The organism is Sodalis sp. RH16 (assembly GCF_047324245.1).
Lineage (GTDB): Bacteria > Pseudomonadota > Gammaproteobacteria > Enterobacterales > Enterobacteriaceae > Acerihabitans > Acerihabitans ligni.
This window is the reverse complement of record NZ_CP178737.1, coordinates 3,519,812-3,535,646: the sequence shown is the minus strand read 5'-3', so window position 1 is coordinate 3,535,646 and position 15,835 is coordinate 3,519,812. Positions and strand designations below refer to the sequence as shown.

Below are 15,835 nucleotides of genomic sequence, written 5' to 3'. Positions count from 1 at the left end.
CTGGAGAATCTGCCATGAATTCAATTCACGATGTCGGCGGCATGCACAACCTGGGACCGATCAATCCTGATCACAACGAACCGGTGTTTAAAGCCGCCTGGGAAAAACAGGTTTTCTCCACCATCGGCCTCTATTTTGCCGGCGGCCTGTGCCCCATTGACGAGTTCCGCCACGCCATAGAAGTGATGGATCCCGCCGAGTACCTGAGCACGCCTTACTATGTCCATTGGTTCCATGCCATGGAAACCCTGGGCCTGGATAACGGCCTATTCACCGCCGAAGAACTTGCAGACAAAATCAAACAGCTCCAGGAGGCACGGCCATGATGGTATTGGAAAAAGATCAGGTATTGGCGGCGGTAAAAACCAATCCGGTATATGTACGTCCTACCGACCGTGCGCAGCGTTTCAACGCAGGGGATCGGGTGCAGGCGAAAAATATTCATCCCAAGGGACACACGCGCCTGCCCCGCTATGTGCGCGGCAAAACCGGCACCGTGTTCCGCCACCAGGGCGCCTTTGTGTTCCCCGACACCACCGCCCACGGGCAGGGGGAACGGCCACAGCATGTCTACAGCGTGCGTTTCGAGGCGCAGGCGCTTTGGGGCGCACAGACCGAAGGAAAGTCAGCCGTCTATCTCGATCTGTGGGATGACTACATCGACCCCGCACCGGCGGAGGGCTAATACATGACCAGGTTAACCCAGGAACAGCGGCCGATTCCCATTATGGACGAACCCGAGATGTCGTTTGGCGAACCCTGGCAGGCGGAGGCCTTCGCCACCGCGTTGCAGCTCTCCCACGGCGGGCTGTATAGCTGGACGGAGTGGGTACAGGCTTTCTCGGCCATTATCCGCGAACAGCCGCAGCGGGCAGATGAAAGCATCGGCGACGCCTACTACCGGCAATGGCTGGCGGCGCTGGAACGGTTGCTGGCGCACAAGGCGGTGCTGCGCGAAGAAGATGTGACCACGCGGCAGGCCTTATGGCATTTGGCTTATCTTCATACGCCACACGGCCAGCCGGTCTCGCTCAACCAGGTGGAGCAAATCGCCGATCCCTGCGCCGCGCTGGAGCGGGCGTCTCTCACGCCGGCGCCCCATGCTCATCATCACCATCATCATGCCCAGGGTCCGGCGGCCCCCACGCCCATCGCGGTATCGCCGGGCCGCGCAGCGACACGGTAAAAATAACGCCGCCGATTTATCTACCCGCGGCATCCGCCGGCCGCGGCCGGCGGACCTAACGTTAAGCAGTCTATTGACAGGTGAATACGATGAAAGATGTTCTGCAACAGTTTATTAAAGGCGACGAGCACACCCGTTTTCTCCGTTGGGCCATTGTGATTCTTAACGTCGTTGCCTGGGCATGGGCGCTGTTATTATTCCACGATCAACCCACGCTCCTGGGTACGTCACTGCTGGCCTACACCTTCGGCCTGCGCCACGCTGTGGATGCCGATCATATCGCAGCCATTGATAACGCCACACGAAAGCTGATGCAGGAAGGCAAAACGGCCAGCAGCGCCGGTTTTTTCTTCTCTCTCGGCCACGCGTCCGTGGTTATATTGGTGTGCGCCGGCGTGGTGGCGGCCTCGGTTGCCATCCAAAATTACATGGGCAATATGAAGGCCATCGGCGGCATTATCAGTACCATCGCCTCCGCATCTTTCCTGCTGTTTCTCGCCGCGATCAATTTTCTGATTTTCCTGTCGGTGTTTAAATCGTTCCGCGCCGTGCGCCGGGGCGAGGAAATCATTGAAGAAGACCTGGATTTACTTCTCAGCCGCCGGGGATTTTTTGCCAGGATATTTCGCCCGTTGTTTGCGCTGGTGTCAAAAAGCTGGCATTTATTCCCCATTGGCTTTCTGTTCGGAATCGGCTTTGATACCGCCACCGAGGTGGCGCTGTTCGGACTGTCTTCCACCCAGGCCCACGGCGGACTCTCCTTTCTGAGCATCATGGTAATGCCCGCATTGTTCACCGCCGGCATGCTGCTGATTGATACCCTGGACGGCATGCTGATGGTGGGCGCTTACCGCTGGGCCTTTGTTCGTCCCATCCGAAAAATCTACTACAACATGACCATCACTTTGCTGTCGGTAATGGTGGCGTTTTTTATCGGCGGTATCGAAGTGCTGGCGCTGCTATCCGACAAACTGTCCCTGCAAGGAAGCGCGTGGGACGTTATCCAGAACCTGACCGCCCATTTCAATCTATTGGGTTATATCGTCATCGCCTTGTTTATCGGCTGCTGGGGTATCTCAATGATGATCTACCGCCTGCGCAATTTCGACGACATCGATGTCAAGTTTGAACAAAGTTGAAGGACATGGCCTGGTTCACTTAATGAATCCCTAATTTCACAGGACATTTTCTCATGAGTCATCTATCGCACGGTATAGATACGCATACCGCGGGCGGCTTACGCCCTAAAGCCGGTCGCAAACCGCTGTTTCGCGGCGCTCTGTTGGCGATTTTGGTCTATCTGGTGATGTACGTGCTGTATGGGCTGGCCGAACCGGACGCGTTCAGCGCGTATTCCATAGCCAATCTTTTCAATAACGCCGCGCCGCTGGCGCTGGCCGCCGCCGGCCAAACGTTGGTGATCCTGAGCCGCGGATTCGATTTATCCCTGGCGGGGGTTATTTCCATAGCCAATGTGCTGACAGCGATCGCTCCCTTCGACGGGCCGCTGGGCGCGCTGTTCAGCCTGGCGCTGTCCATGGCGGCCGGGGCGGTGGTCGGGGCGGTAAACGGTTATCTGGTGGCCTATCGGGGTATCCAGACCATTGCGGCCACGCTCGGCACGATGATTATCAGCCAGGGTATTGCGCTGCTGCTATTGCCGGTGCCCGGCGGTTCGGTGGCCCCGTTTGTCAGCGATACCCTGACCGATATGCTCTGGAACACCGTGCCCGTTTCAGCGTTGATCGTCGGCTTTTTTGCCCTGCTGTGGCTGGGGCTGAAAAATACCGATACCGGTATTGCCTTTTACGCCGTCGGCGCGGATGACAATGCCGCCGCCCTGTCGGGCATACCGGTGAAATGGACCCGTTGCAAAGCTTTCATCCTGGCGGGCTGCTTTTACGGCGCTGCGGGTTTTATGCTGAGCGCCCAGACCGCCACCGGCGACCCTAATGCAGGCCTGCCTTTTTTATTGCTGTCGTTCGCCGCGGTCGCCCTCGGGGGCACCAGCCTCAGCGGCGGGCACGGCGGCGCCTTTGGCTCAATGGTGGGCGCGGCGGTGCTGCTCTTGATGCAGAAAATGCTGTTTGCTCTGGGCGTCGCGTCGTTTTATATCGGTTTTTTCCAAGGGGTATTACTGATTTTAGCCATTGTGTGCGGCCGGGTGATTAATCGCCCCCGCACAGGAGGTACGGCCAGATGAATACGTCTACACCGGTTAACCCGAGCGCCTCCCCACGGCGCGATCAACGGACAGGATCGCGCATCAATGGGGAGTATATTGCGCCGCTGATGCTGCTCCTGCTGACAGTGCTGATGATTTTCGCTTCCCGGTTGATCAGCCCGGCCCTAGGCTCATGGTCTCAGATGCTGATGATAGTAACCCTGAGCACATTTTTACTGTTGGTGTCGTTCGGCCAGGGATTGGTGATCCTGAGCGGCGGCATGGACCTGTCGGTGGCCTCGCTGTTTATGTTCGGCGGCGTCATGTCCGCCGGGGCCATCGGCGCAGACGGCGGCAATGTCGCCTACATGCTGCCGCTGATTTTGCTGGGTGCGGCGGCGATTGGCGCCTTTAGCGGCATCGGCATCGCCCTGCTCGGCATCCCGCCTTTTATCATGACGATGGGCACCGGCATTATCGTCGCCTCGCTGGCGCTGGGCGCCAGCGGCGGCAGTACCCTGGGCGCGTCGCCGCCGCTGTTGTCGGCGCTGGTAAAAGGATCCATAGCCGGCATGCCTTGCATCCTGGCGTTCTTTATCCTGTTTTGCCTGCTGGGTATATTTATCCAGAAGAGCACGGTGTTCGGCCGCAATCTGTATGCGATGGGCGGTAGCCTTGGAGCGGCGCGCGTCAGCGGCCTGCCCGTCACCAGCGTCACCATCGCCGCCTATGCGCTCAGCGGCCTGAGCGCCGCCGCCGGCGGAGCGCTTCTGACCGGCTATTCCGACGGGGCGACGTTGCGCATGGGCGATCCTTATCTGCTGCCGTCGATTGCCGCCGTGGTGGTGGGCGGTTCATCTATCCTGGGCGGTAAAGGCACTTTTGTCGGCACCATTGTCGGATGTCTATTCTTGGTCACCCTCGATTCGGTTATCGCCGCGACCGGGCTGAGCCAGGGCTGGCGACAAATAGTATCAGGTGTCGTAATAACCCTGGCGCTATTATTTCAATCCGGTTCGGATAATGCGTTGGCCGTCTGGCTGGAAAATTGCGCCAAATTATTCAAGAAATAACGGGTGAGTAATAAAACCAACATACCTGCAAATTGAAAGAGGCAGGGTATAAACCGTCAATAACTATTCAGGAGTTAATATGTCTTTAAATGGATATCTCAAGAGATATGCGTCTCTTGCCGCCTCGGCGTTGTTATTATGCGGCGTAATGAATTACGCCCTTGCCGCCGATACGCCGCCGCCCGCTAAAAAATACAAAATATTTCTTAGCCTGAGTTATAGCGGAAATAACTGGATGAGCGAAACAGCCAATATTATCAAATCGCTTGCAAAAACACCGCCCTACGACAAAATGGTCGATTTGGAGGAGGTCATCTCCGGTACCGACCCGCAGGCGCAAATATCGGCTTATGAAAGCATGATTGCCGCCAAGGCCGACGGCATTATCAGCTTTCCCATTTCTCCCACGGCGTTAAATCGGGTAGTCCGGCGCGGATGCAGCCAAGGCGTAAAGTTTTTTATGTTTGATTCTACCGTAACGGAAAAATGCGCTTATAACATCAGTTATATTACCGCCGGCGCCGGTGAGAATATGGCCCAATTTCTGGTTAATACGCTTGGCGGTAAAGGAAAGATATTTATGAATCGCGGCGTGCCCGGCACCTCGGTGGATAAACGGCATTATGACGGCGCAATGCATATATTTTCCCAATATCCGCATATCAAAGTGGTCTCTGAATATTACGGCTATTGGGACGATCGTATCAGCCAGCGTGAAACTGCCAAGGCGCTGGCGGCGCACCCGGACGTAGACGGTATTTGGTCGGAATTGGGTGAAGCCGGGGTATTAAACGCCGTCGCCGACCGTAAAGGCAAAATGATGCCGATTACCGGGGAAAATATGAACGGATTCCGTCTCGGATTTATCAACGACGACTATCGCAAACGCGGGCTGACCGGGGTTTCCGCCGGTTCACCGCCGGCAACGGCGGGCTACGCCTTTAAATTGATGATGGAAGTGCTGACCGGCAAACGCAAACTGGAACCGACCAACGTGGAATATCCGCTGCCCTGGGCGACGGCAGACCAGATTAAGCTGTGCAAAGGCAGCGCCATTGCCGACGGCTGTAACGTTTTTGCCGGTAATCTGGTACCCGAAGGATTCTCCACCGAGATTTATAACCCGACATTGTTACCGGAAGTGACGCTGGACTCGGCGCTCAAAGGCACTCCAACGCCGGGGATGACCATCCAGCCGCTGCCGGCAGCGATTGTCAAAGCCCCCGACGAACCGGGTATCAATTGCGAACACTGCCAGCCGCCGGTTGACCAATACAGGCTCACCAAAGTCACGGCGACGGTTCAACCTTAATCCACCGGCGCGCCGTCGGGGCTCTGGCGCCGGCGGCTTTTCAAAAGGCAAACGAAATGATGGTACAAAACCTATCCCAGGGCATGACCCTGACATCGGTATCGAAAGCCTACGGTGCCACCGTGGCGCTGGAAAGCGTCTCAATGACGCTTAATCCCGGCCAGGTACAGGCACTGTTAGGGGAGAATGGCGCGGGTAAATCCACGCTGGTGAAAATTCTGTCGGGGGTCGTCGCGCCCAATAACGGAACGATGACGCTGGACGAAAACGATTATGCCCCCCGTTCACCTTTACATGCCCGCCAGGCGGGGGTCTGCACCGCTTTCCAGGAACTGAGCCTGCTGCCCAACCTGTCGGTGGCGCAAAATTTCTTTTTGCCGCGCTCAGCCAAAGGCGCCGGAGGCCTTATCGCCCCCCGGCAGATGGCCCGCCTGGCGGATGCCATCCTGGCCGAACATGATGTCCATGATATCTCCCCCCGGGCCATGGTGGATGACCTGTCCATCGCCGCCCGCCAACGGGTGGAAATCGTCCGCGCCCTGCACCGCCGGCCCCGGTTATTGATACTGGACGAACCCACCGGCGCCCTGGCGGACGTGGACTGGCTGTTTACGCTGGTCCGTCGCCTGACGGCGCAGGGTGCGTCGGTCCTGTTTATTTCCCATCGTCTGGCCGAAATCCGTGAAATCGCTTCTCATGCCACGGTACTTCGCAGCGGGCGCTCCATCGCCACCGTCCGTTTGGAGGACGTGGGCGACGGGGATATTTTTGAAATGATGGTGGGCCGGCGAGCGCGGGGAGAACACCGGCCGCCGGCCGGCACGGATCCAGGCGCAAACTCCCAGCCGTTGCTGATGGCTAACGATCTGTGCGGGCAAAATTTTGATTCGGTCTCCTTTGAGCTGCGAGCCGGGGAAATCGTCGGCGTCGCCGGCCTGGAGGGACAGGGCCAGCGCGAACTTTTCCGCACCCTGGCCGGACTGATGCCGCCCAGCGGCGGGCAAATCGTGATGCAGGGCCAGGAAGTCAGGCTGCGTAATCCCCGCGATGCGCTGTTTAAATCCGGCGGCATCGCTTTTGTGCCGGAGGATCGTAAAAGCGAAGGCATTTTCCCCACGCTGTCCACCGCCGCCAATATTACCCAGTCGATTTTGCGCCGGTTCAGCGTGGCGGGCGGCATAAACCGCCGCGGTGAAAGACGTGCCGTCGCTAATGTGTCGCCGCAGGTGGAGCTGAGCGACCGTTATCTTAACTTTAAAATCACCAGTCTCTCCGGCGGTAATCAACAGAAGGCGCTTATTGCGCGCGCACTGATAACCGGGGCCAGAACGCTGCTGCTGTTCGATCCGACCCGCGGCGTGGATGTCGGCACCAAGGAGATCATTTATCAGGCTATCCATACCTACGCCGCCGCCGGCGGATCGGTACTGGTGTACTCCACCGATTTGGCCGAACTCTTTGTGCTGGTAGACAGGTGCCTGGTTATGTACCAGGGCGGCCTGGTGGCGGATATCCCGCGCCGGTCGCTGGACGAAGGCCACATGGTCGGGCTGATGACCGGCAACCTGGCGGCGTCCTGGCACAGCCCCGGTACCGGCTGCCGATGACCGCTCCTTTTCCGCCACGCAGGGTATCAGCTTTCGCGGCGCCCAACGGCATAATATGCCCTACGACTTTATGGTCCGGCACACTGGCGCGGTGCGGGACCGGCGCGTCGCTTAGGCCGGCCTGACGGCGACAGCGGTTACCTGCGGCCCGAATCTCATTGATAGAAAACGTTCCCGGTATAAATAATAGGCGGCATCACACACCTGAGTGGTGAAATAAACGTTGTAACCGCCGCCTACTACCGCACCGACAATCGGCACGGTTTGCGCCAGTTTGGCCTTGGTTAAACGGATACCTAGCGTTTTAGCTATTTCCTGGATAATTTTCACCAGGGCATGTTTTTCCAATTGGCGCCAAGTTCTTTTTTTGGCCGTATCCCGGGTTATGGCCGCCAGCTGCGCCATGGCGATATTTTTTGCGGCGTCGGAGGGGGAAGAAACCAGGCCCATAATTTGTAGGGCAAAGAGTTTTTCTTCCTGTTTATTGATATCGAAGCCGTAATAGGTGGCATATTCGCCGACGGCCCGCAAATTGAGCGTAATCAGCGACGGAATATCCAGCGCCAGCCCGGCGATGCCCGTAAGCCCCGCCCCCATGCCTTCCGCCAGCGCCAGTCCTTTATATTTGGCCGACAGGGATCCTACCGTTTTGTCAATGCCGGCCAGAGACAAGGCGCCGATATCACCAAGGGACGCCACGCCGCTCCACCCGTCACGGCGGAACTCCTCGAAGATGGCCTGTGGCCTGACGCTTAATTGCGCCAAATCATTGCAAATACCGGTAAGGGCGATGATCACGCCCTGCAAAATCCCGCCGATGCCTGGCGCCTGTAAAATGGCGTTCCCAAGAGAGTCCAGCGGCTTATTAATCACTTTAAATGCCCTGAGTGAACCGCCGGCCCGCGGATTTTTCCAATGCTGTATTTCAAGCATGGCCTGTCGTTCATAATGATCCGGGATCATCATGCTTCCCCCCATTTACGCAATGAAACTTTCCCCCGCCCTTGCACGCAAACATGTGCAATAAGCGAAATGCATAACGGGCCGGCCCCGTTTTTGTATCATGGGGGAAAGTAGCGCCGCGAGGCAAAAAGGGTTGCGGAATATCAGAGAGGCCGCGCAAAAAACACGGCCGGCCTATGCCGGCCTGAGCTTATTGACAAAGTGCCCGGTCGGAACAGGCTGCCAGATCGTAAACACGCCGTGAATACATCCTTGTAGGCTCGATCCGCGCCATCCATGGCGCGGACGGTTTACTCTTCTGGCAGCCTGTCCCGCCTTATTGACTCCGAGTGCGTTTGTCAGCAGTCTGCGGCCGGCCTATGCCGGCCTGCGTCTTATTGTTCCGTAGCCAGCGCCTTGGTGATTTTCTCGTAGAGATCGCCGGACAAGTTCGGCAAGGCCTGCAGCGTTGTCAGCGCCTGGCGCATTAGCGCCTGGCGCGAATCGTCGTAACGCTGCAAACGGATCAGCGGTTCGATAAGCCGGGAAGCCACCTGGGGATTGCGGGTATTGAGCTCAACGAGGATTTCCGCAAGGAAGCGGTAACCGCTGCCGTCGGCGGCATGGAACGCCGAGGGATTGCCGGCGGTGAAGGCGCCGATTAACGCGCGGATGCGATTGGGATTGTTCAGGCTGAATGAACGATGCGTCAAAAGAATCTTGACCTGGCTCAGGGCATCGGTGGCCGGGCTGGTGGCCTGTAGGGTAAACCACTTGTCCATTACCAGTCCGTCGTGATGCCAATGCTGGTCGAAATCCGCCAGCAGTGTCGCCTGGCAAGGCAGTTGAGCCGCTACGGCGGCGCCGAGGGCAGCCAGCATGTCGGTCATATTATCCGCCTGGTGATACTGTTGCGTGGTCAGCGCCACCGCCTGATCGTGTTCGCCGAACGCCAGATAGAACAGGCAGATATTACGCAAGGCGCGCTTGCCGATGTCCTGTTGCTCCACCCGGTATAGCGGCGTTTTGTTGGCATGGTAAACCGCCAGCAGTTCATCCCCGAGCTCCGTCGCCAGACAGCGAATCAAGGCCTCGTGCACCGCGTGGATGGCGGCGGGGTCGATTTTCTCAAACAGCTCCGCCATTTCGTTTTCACCGGGCAGGGTCAGGATTTGCGCGGCCAAGGCCGGATCAAGGCCGGGATCGAGCAATATGCCCCGGAAGGCATCGGCCACATGCAGGGGCAGCGTCAGGGGCTGTCCTTGGCGAAAGCGCGCCACGCTCAGGCGGATATAAATGGAAAGCAGGCTTTGCGCCGCGTCCCAACGGGAAAACTCGTCGGTGGCAAAACGCATCAGCGATACCAGTTGCTGATCGCCGTAAGGGTAATCAAGCTTAACCGGCGCCGAAAAGCCGCGCAACAGCGAAGGAATCGGCAATGACGGCACGTCGTCGAAAATAAAGGTCTGCACCGCTTCGGTAACGTTCAGAACATTATTCACCGGCCTGCCCTCCCGCTGCAGCGGAATAACCTGGCCTTCCACATCATACAATTCAATATTCAGGGGGATATGTAACGGCAGCTTCTCTTTTTGCCCGGCGGTGGGCGGCGTCATCTGGCTCACGTGCAGTTGATATTGACGCAGCTCGGGATTGTAATCGTCCCGGATCGTAAGTACCGGCGTGCCGGATTGACCGTACCACCGGCGGAACAACGTCAGATCAACGCCGGATGCCTGCTCCATGGCATTGACGAAATCATCGCAGGTGGCGGCGCTGCCGTCATGGCGTTTGACATAAAGCCGCATCCCCGCCTGGAATTTCTCCTCACCCAGCAGCGTATGCATCATGCGAATCACTTCCGCACCCTTCTCATATACGGTGAGGGTATAGAAGTTATTCATCTCGATAACCATATCAGGACGAATCGGATGAGCCATCGGGCTGGCGTCCTCGGCAAACTGGGAGCCGCGCATGACCCGGACATTGCCGATGCGATTCACCGCGCGCGAACCCAGATCGGCGCTGAACTCCTGATCGCGAAAAACGGTCAGTCCCTCTTTCAGGCTGAGCTGGAACCAATCGCGACAGGTAATGCGATTGCCGGTCCAGTTATGAAAATACTCGTGGCCGATGACCCGTTCTATATTGAGATAATCGTTATCGGTAGCGGTCTGTGCCCTCGCCAGAACATATTTGGAGTTGAATACGTTCAGGCCTTTATTTTCCATCGCCCCCATATTGAAGAAATCCACGGCCACAACCATATAGATGTCAAGGTCGTATTCCAGGCCGAAGCGGGTTTCGTCCCAGCGCATGGCGTTTTTCAGCGAGGTCATGGCCCAGCCGGCGCGATCCAGGTTGCCGCGGTCCACAAACAGCTCCAGCGCCACTTCCCGCCCCGATTGAGTGGTAAAAGAGTCGCGCAAAACGTCAAAATCGCCGGCCACCAGGGCAAACAGATAGCAGGGTTTGGGGAAAGGATCTTGCCAGACCACCCAATGGCGGCCATCCTCGTTGTCGCCTTTATCAATCAGGTTGCCGTTGGACAACAAAAAGGGATAGCGGTCTTTGTCCGCGGTGATCCGCGTGGTAAAACGCGCCAGGACGTCGGGACGATCGAGATAATAGGTAATATGACGGAAACCTTCCGCTTCGCACTGTGTGCACAAGGCATCGCCGGAGAGATACAGCCCTTCCAGGGCGGAGTTTTCCGCCGGATGAATCACATTGACAATGGTCAATGTAAACGCCTCCGGCAACTGTTCAATGACCAGCCCAGGGGCTTCCTGGCGGTAGTGCGACCACTCCCGGCCATCGACACGGATCACGAGCAATTGGAGATCCTCTCCGTTCAACAACAAAGGCGCCCCTGGCTGACCGTGGCGGACTACCTTGCTGACCGCCGTCACCGTGGTGGTTTCGGCATTGAGATCAAATTCCAGGCTGATATCGGTGATGGTATAATCCGGCGCACGATAATCATGGCGGTATTTTGCTTGCGGCTGCTGAGTCATAATTAACCTTTTGGCATCGTCATAGATTTCTCGGAATAAGTCTATTCCTGTTAAGGCTATGTTGCCATTGTAAACGAATGCATTTCTTAAAATGCTTCGGATCGGATAAAAATGAAGCAATACCATGGGCTTTGGCGTTTTTCATACCGGCTTAATCCGGCAGAACGGCACGTTTAAGCCTCGACGTTATTACGCAATCTATGATTTGATGTGACTACACTTATAAGAAAGCCCGGAAAGACTTCAGTCGTTTCGCCATTTGCCGACTGTGATTTTGCGTCGTAAGAGGATGCTGTAACGCGCCATGAATTTAGCCACTAAGCCGATTTTATCGTCGATACTCGATACCGATGCCTATAAGCTGCATATGCAGCAGGCGGTATATCACCGATACCACGACGTCACCGTCGCCGCTGAATTCCGTTGCCGCGGCGACGATTTACTGGGTGAGTATGCCGGCGATATCAGCGCACAGATTGAAATGATGCGCGATCTTGCCCTGACCGACCAGGAGATGGGTTATCTGGCCGGACTGCCGTTCTTCCGGCAGGATTACCTGACTTGGCTGCGGTCGTTCCGTTTCGATCCCCGGCAGGTGAGTGTGCGCAATCATCACGGCAAACTGGATATCCGCATTACCGGCCCCTGGCGGGAAGTGATTTTATGGGAGGTGCCGCTGCTGGCGGTAATAAGCGAAGTGGTCCACCACCATCGTTCCCCCTGCAATCTTCGCGACATGGCGCTGGCGCAACTGCGGCAAAAACTCCAGCATTTCCGGGAAGCCAGCCGGGATGTGGATATTTCCCATTTCAAGCTGATGGATTTCGGCACCCGCCGGCGCTTTTCACGCCAGGTGCAGTATGATGTGGTCGCCGAACTGAAACAAGATTTTCCCTATCTGATCGGCACCAGCAATTACGATATGGCCAGGGAGCTTTCCCTGACGCCGGTGGGAACGCAGGCCCATGAATGGTTCCAGGCCCACCAGCAGATCAGTCCGGAGCTGGCCACCAGTCAACGCGCCGCATTGCAGGCCTGGCTGGATGAATATCCTGACCAATTGGGCATCGCGCTAACCGATTGCATTACCATGGACGCATTTTTGCGCGATTTCGGCGCGGACTTCGCCAAGCGCTACCAAGGGCTTCGCCATGACTCGGGCGATCCGGTGGAATGGGGAGAAAAAGCCATCGTTCACTACCAGAAGCTGGGCATCGATCCGCTGACCAAAACGCTGGTCTTCTCCGACAGCCTTGATTTTGATCAGGCGCTGAAGTTATACCGCCATTTCTGGCAGCGCGTGAATTTGGTGTTTGGTATCGGCACCCGTCTTACCTGCGACATCCCCGGCGTCAAGCCATTGAATATCGTGATCAAGCTGGTGGAGTGCAACGGCAAACCTGTCGCAAAACTCTCCGATAGCCCCGGCAAGACCATGTGCCACGATAAAGCCTTTGTCAGGGCGCTGCGCAAAGCGTTCGATTTACCCCAGGTCAAAAAAGCCAGCTGAATGATTGCGCCGGAATTATTTCCGGCGCGAGCCGAATGCCGAGATTCAAATTCTCTGGGCAAAACGGTGTTTTTTGCTTGTGTCCTTCCGTCCGCCAAGTAACATATTAACCCTTCGCATCGGCGATAAAGCCCTATTTCAAATCAACCTGAGTTAAGAGAGTATTTTATGAGCGTAGTGCCTGTAGTCGACGTACTGCATGGGCGCATGCCAGCTGACAGTGAAGTCACTGTACAGGGTTGGGTGCGTACCCGGAGAGATTCAAAAGCCGGTATCTCCTTTCTTGCCGTCTACGACGGTTCCTGCTTTGATCCATTACAGGCGGTCATAAATAATACTTTGCCGAATTATAAAGAGGATGTTTTGCGTCTGACCACCGGCTGCTCGGTGGCGGTAACCGGCCGGGTGGTTGAATCCCTGGGCGGCGGACAGCGTTTTGAAATCCAGGCGGAAAAAGTCGACGTGCTGGGCTGGGTGGATGATCCCGATACCTATCCGATGGCGGCGAAACGCCATAGCGTTGAATACCTGCGCGAAGTGGCGCATCTGCGTCCCCGCACCAATATGATCGGGGCCGTGGCCCGGGTACGCAATACCCTGGCGCAAGCCATTCACCGCTTTATGCACGAGCGGGGCTTCTTCTGGGTATCCACTCCCCTTATCACCGCCTCGGATGCTGAAGGCGCGGGGGAAATGTTCCGCGTTTCCACTCTGGATGTCGAAAACCTGCCGCGGGATGCCCAGGGAAAAGTCAATTTTGATGAGGATTTTTTTGGCAAGGAAGCTTTTCTGACGGTTTCCGGCCAATTGAATGCCGAAACCTATGCTTGCGCATTATCAAAGGTTTACACTTTTGGTCCGACTTTCCGGGCGGAAAACTCCAATACCACCCGGCACCTGGCGGAATTCTGGATGATGGAACCGGAAGTGGCCTTCGCCGACCTCAATGATATCGCGGCGTTGGCTGAAGACCTGCTGAAATATGTCTTCAACGCGGTGCTGACCGAAAGGGCCGACGATATGAAGTTTTTCGCCGAGCGCGTGGACAAAGAAGCCATCACCCGTCTTGAACAGTTTATCGCCTCTGATTTCGCCCAGGTAGATTATACCGAGGCGGTTAACATCCTGCAGGCTTCCGGGCAGAACTTTGAAAACCCGGTCTCCTGGGGCATCGATCTTTCCTCGGAACATGAACGCTATCTGGCGGAAAAACATTTCCATGCGCCGGTGGTGGTAAAAAACTATCCCAAAGATATCAAAGCCTTTTACATGCGCATGAACGACGATGGCAAGACGGTAGCCGCCATGGATGTCCTGGCGCCGGGTATCGGTGAAATCATCGGCGGTTCGCAGCGCGAAGAGCGCCTTGATCGTCTGGACCAGCGTTTGACTGAAATGGGATTGAATAAAGAAGATTATTGGTGGTATCGTGATCTGCGCCGTTACGGCACCGTTCCGCATTCTGGTTTTGGGTTAGGTTTTGAACGATTAGTGGTTTATGTCACAGGAATGCAAAATATTCGTGACGTGATCCCCTTCCCCCGCAGTCCGCGCAATGCGAACTTCTAAAATTCTTCATTAAATATAAGAAAAACATATATATAAACTCTTTAGGCCAGCATTGCTGGCCTTTATTATTTTAAAGTTTGAGTTCTCTCACAAAGTTCCCTCATATTTACATTTTGCAATACTCTGTTTCCCGCTGAAACATTATTGCGACCTTTGTAGCATTTTCTGTGTGGATTAACATGTCTGTGAATGGAACACTGCGTGCAGACACAGAAAGACACCAAACTCTCATTAATGTTTCATTAGAATTTATAGTTCATGTCGAAACTATGACTTCTGTAAGAAATTATTAGCGGCAGTGGCAGGTGTCCAAATAAAACCAATGAGGGTAATAATGATGAAGCGCACTATTCTTGCATTTGTAATTCCGGCCTTGTTGGCTGCGGGTGCTGTAAACGCGGCCGAAATCTATAACAAAGATGGCAACAAACTGGACCTTTACGGACGTTTGGACGGCCTGCACTACTTCTCCAGCGACAACGATGGCGGTTTCGCGGGCGACGGCGATGAGTCTTATGCTCGTCTCGGCTTCAAAGGCGAAACCCAAATTAACGACCAATTGACCGGTTACGGCCAATGGGAATACCAAATCGCTGCAAACGACACTGAAGGCGGCGCTGACCACAATGACGGTACCAAGACTCGTTTGGGCTTTGCCGGTTTGAAATTTGCCGACGCGGGTTCAATCGATTACGGCCGTAACTACGGTGTTGTTTACGACGCACTGGGCTGGACCGATATGTTGCCGGAATTCGGTGGGGATACCGCGTACAGCGATAACTTCATGGTCGGCCGTACCACCGGTGTGGCTACCTATCGTAACACCAACTTCTTCGGTCTGGCTGACGGCCTGGATTTTGCCCTGCAATACCAGGGTAAAAACGACCGTTCAACTGACCCGCATCGCTCTAATGGCGACGGCTACGGCGGTTCAGTCTCGTACGTTTCCCCCATCGGCGTGGGTATCGTAGGTGCTTATGCTTCCTCAGATCGTACCGATTCTCAGAACGCTACCTTCTACGGCGCCGGCGACCGTGCAGAACAGTGGGCGACCTCTTTGAAATATGACGCTAACAACGTATATCTGGCTGCCACCTACGGCGAAACCCGTAATGCAACCTGGCTGACCAACAACTTCAGCGGCAATACCGGTTTTGCCAATAAAACCCAGGACATCCTGATCGTGGCCCAGTACCAGTTTGATTTCGGTCTGCGCCCGTCCATCGCTTACGGCCAGTCCAAAGCGAAAGATGTTGAAGGTATCGGCGACGTTGATCTGATCAAATACTACGAAGTCGGCGCGACTTACTACTTCAACAAAAACATGTCCACTTATGTTGACTACATCATTAATGACCTTAATGACAACAACAAACTGGGCTACTCCACCGGCGACACCGTTGCCCTGGGCGTAGTGTACCAGTTCTAAGTTGACGTCAACTTCTCATGGGCACT

At 55.8% G+C, this 15,835-nt stretch carries 13 protein-coding genes; 11 read left to right on the top strand and 2 right to left on the bottom strand.

What is annotated here, in order from left to right:
* Positions 1-14: 14 nt before the first annotated feature.
* From ACL2XJ_RS16230 to ACL2XJ_RS16195, 8 genes are all read left to right on the top strand, one after another.
* Positions 15-326, top strand: coding sequence for a hypothetical protein (locus ACL2XJ_RS16230; protein WP_338091465.1), 312 nt, complete (start codon positions 15-17; stop codon positions 324-326).
* Complete coding sequence (locus ACL2XJ_RS16225; protein WP_338091464.1) at positions 323-685, top strand: SH3-like domain-containing protein; 363 nt, start codon at positions 323-325, stop codon at positions 683-685. The genes ACL2XJ_RS16230 and ACL2XJ_RS16225 overlap by 4 nt, the downstream gene beginning before the upstream one ends.
* A 3-nt stretch (positions 686-688) precedes the next feature.
* Entirely contained in the window at positions 689-1,186 is a 498-nt protein-coding gene (locus tag ACL2XJ_RS16220) for a nitrile hydratase accessory protein (protein ID WP_413723807.1), read from the top strand.
* A gap of 89 nt (positions 1,187-1,275) precedes the next feature.
* On the top strand, positions 1,276-2,325 hold the full coding sequence (locus ACL2XJ_RS16215; protein ID WP_413723806.1) for a HoxN/HupN/NixA family nickel/cobalt transporter: 1,050 nt from the start codon (positions 1,276-1,278) through the stop codon (positions 2,323-2,325).
* 53 nt (positions 2,326-2,378) lie between these two features.
* Entirely contained in the window at positions 2,379-3,389 is a 1,011-nt protein-coding gene (locus tag ACL2XJ_RS16210) for an ABC transporter permease (protein WP_413723805.1), read from the top strand.
* Positions 3,386-4,423, top strand: coding sequence for an ABC transporter permease (locus ACL2XJ_RS16205; RefSeq protein WP_413723804.1), 1,038 nt, complete (start codon positions 3,386-3,388; stop codon positions 4,421-4,423). Before ACL2XJ_RS16210 ends, ACL2XJ_RS16205 begins: the two co-directional genes overlap by 4 nt.
* A 79-nt stretch (positions 4,424-4,502) precedes the next feature.
* On the top strand, positions 4,503-5,735 hold the full coding sequence (locus ACL2XJ_RS16200) for a sugar ABC transporter substrate-binding protein (RefSeq protein ID WP_413723803.1): 1,233 nt from the start codon (positions 4,503-4,505) through the stop codon (positions 5,733-5,735).
* 56 nt (positions 5,736-5,791) lie between these two features.
* Entirely contained in the window at positions 5,792-7,342 is a 1,551-nt protein-coding gene (locus tag ACL2XJ_RS16195) for a sugar ABC transporter ATP-binding protein (RefSeq protein ID WP_413723802.1), read from the top strand.
* A 111-nt stretch (positions 7,343-7,453) separates the two neighbouring features.
* On the opposite strand, the gene ACL2XJ_RS16190 is transcribed toward ACL2XJ_RS16195, so the two are convergent.
* Together ACL2XJ_RS16190 and pepN are read right to left on the bottom strand one after the other, a co-directional pair.
* The gene (locus tag ACL2XJ_RS16190; protein ID WP_413723801.1) at positions 7,454-8,308 is read right to left on the bottom strand and encodes an EcsC family protein; all 855 of its coding nucleotides are present in this window, start codon (positions 8,306-8,308) and stop codon (positions 7,454-7,456) included.
* Between the two features lie 371 nt (positions 8,309-8,679).
* Positions 8,680-11,301, bottom strand: a complete 2,622-nt coding sequence (gene pepN / locus ACL2XJ_RS16185; protein WP_413723800.1) for an aminopeptidase N — start codon at positions 11,299-11,301, stop codon at positions 8,680-8,682.
* 304 nt (positions 11,302-11,605) lie between these two features.
* Here pepN and pncB point away from each other — a divergent pair, with 304 nt between their 5' ends.
* The 3 genes from pncB to ompF all read left to right on the top strand — a co-directional run bounded on the left by pncB (position 11,606) and on the right by ompF (position 15,809).
* Positions 11,606-12,811 (top strand): nicotinate phosphoribosyltransferase, encoded by a 1,206-nt coding sequence (gene pncB / locus ACL2XJ_RS16180; protein WP_132922627.1) that lies wholly within the window; start codon positions 11,606-11,608, stop codon positions 12,809-12,811.
* Positions 12,812-12,979: 168 nt separating this feature from the next.
* Positions 12,980-14,380, top strand: a complete 1,401-nt coding sequence (gene asnS, locus ACL2XJ_RS16175) for an asparagine--tRNA ligase (RefSeq protein ID WP_413723799.1) — start codon at positions 12,980-12,982, stop codon at positions 14,378-14,380.
* A 334-nt stretch (positions 14,381-14,714) separates the two neighbouring features.
* Entirely contained in the window at positions 14,715-15,809 is a 1,095-nt protein-coding gene (gene ompF / locus ACL2XJ_RS16170; RefSeq protein ID WP_413723798.1) for a porin OmpF, read from the top strand.
* The last annotated feature ends 26 nt before the right edge of the window (positions 15,810-15,835 follow it).

What these genes read in the sequence shown, in the direction of transcription:
- ACL2XJ_RS16230 (WP_338091465.1), top strand. Translation starts at nt 15, where the DNA reads ATGAATTCAATTCACGATGTCGGCGGCATGCACAACCTGGGACCGATC.
- ACL2XJ_RS16225 (WP_338091464.1), top strand. Translation starts at nt 323, where the DNA reads ATGATGGTATTGGAAAAAGATCAGGTATTGGCGGCGGTAAAAACCAAT.
- ACL2XJ_RS16220 (WP_413723807.1), top strand. Translation starts at nt 689, where the DNA reads ATGACCAGGTTAACCCAGGAACAGCGGCCGATTCCCATTATGGACGAA.
- ACL2XJ_RS16215 (WP_413723806.1), top strand. Translation starts at nt 1,276, where the DNA reads ATGAAAGATGTTCTGCAACAGTTTATTAAAGGCGACGAGCACACCCGT.
- ACL2XJ_RS16210 (WP_413723805.1), top strand. Translation starts at nt 2,379, where the DNA reads ATGAGTCATCTATCGCACGGTATAGATACGCATACCGCGGGCGGCTTA.
- ACL2XJ_RS16205 (WP_413723804.1), top strand. Translation starts at nt 3,386, where the DNA reads ATGAATACGTCTACACCGGTTAACCCGAGCGCCTCCCCACGGCGCGAT.
- ACL2XJ_RS16200 (WP_413723803.1), top strand. Translation starts at nt 4,503, where the DNA reads ATGTCTTTAAATGGATATCTCAAGAGATATGCGTCTCTTGCCGCCTCG.
- ACL2XJ_RS16195 (WP_413723802.1), top strand. Translation starts at nt 5,792, where the DNA reads ATGATGGTACAAAACCTATCCCAGGGCATGACCCTGACATCGGTATCG.
- ACL2XJ_RS16190 (WP_413723801.1), bottom strand. Translation starts at nt 8,308, where the DNA reads ATGATGATCCCGGATCATTATGAACGACAGGCCATGCTTGAAATACAG.
- pepN (WP_413723800.1), bottom strand. Translation starts at nt 11,301, where the DNA reads ATGACTCAGCAGCCGCAAGCAAAATACCGCCATGATTATCGTGCGCCG.
- pncB (WP_132922627.1), top strand. Translation starts at nt 11,606, where the DNA reads ATGAATTTAGCCACTAAGCCGATTTTATCGTCGATACTCGATACCGAT.
- asnS (WP_413723799.1), top strand. Translation starts at nt 12,980, where the DNA reads ATGAGCGTAGTGCCTGTAGTCGACGTACTGCATGGGCGCATGCCAGCT.
- ompF (WP_413723798.1), top strand. Translation starts at nt 14,715, where the DNA reads ATGATGAAGCGCACTATTCTTGCATTTGTAATTCCGGCCTTGTTGGCT.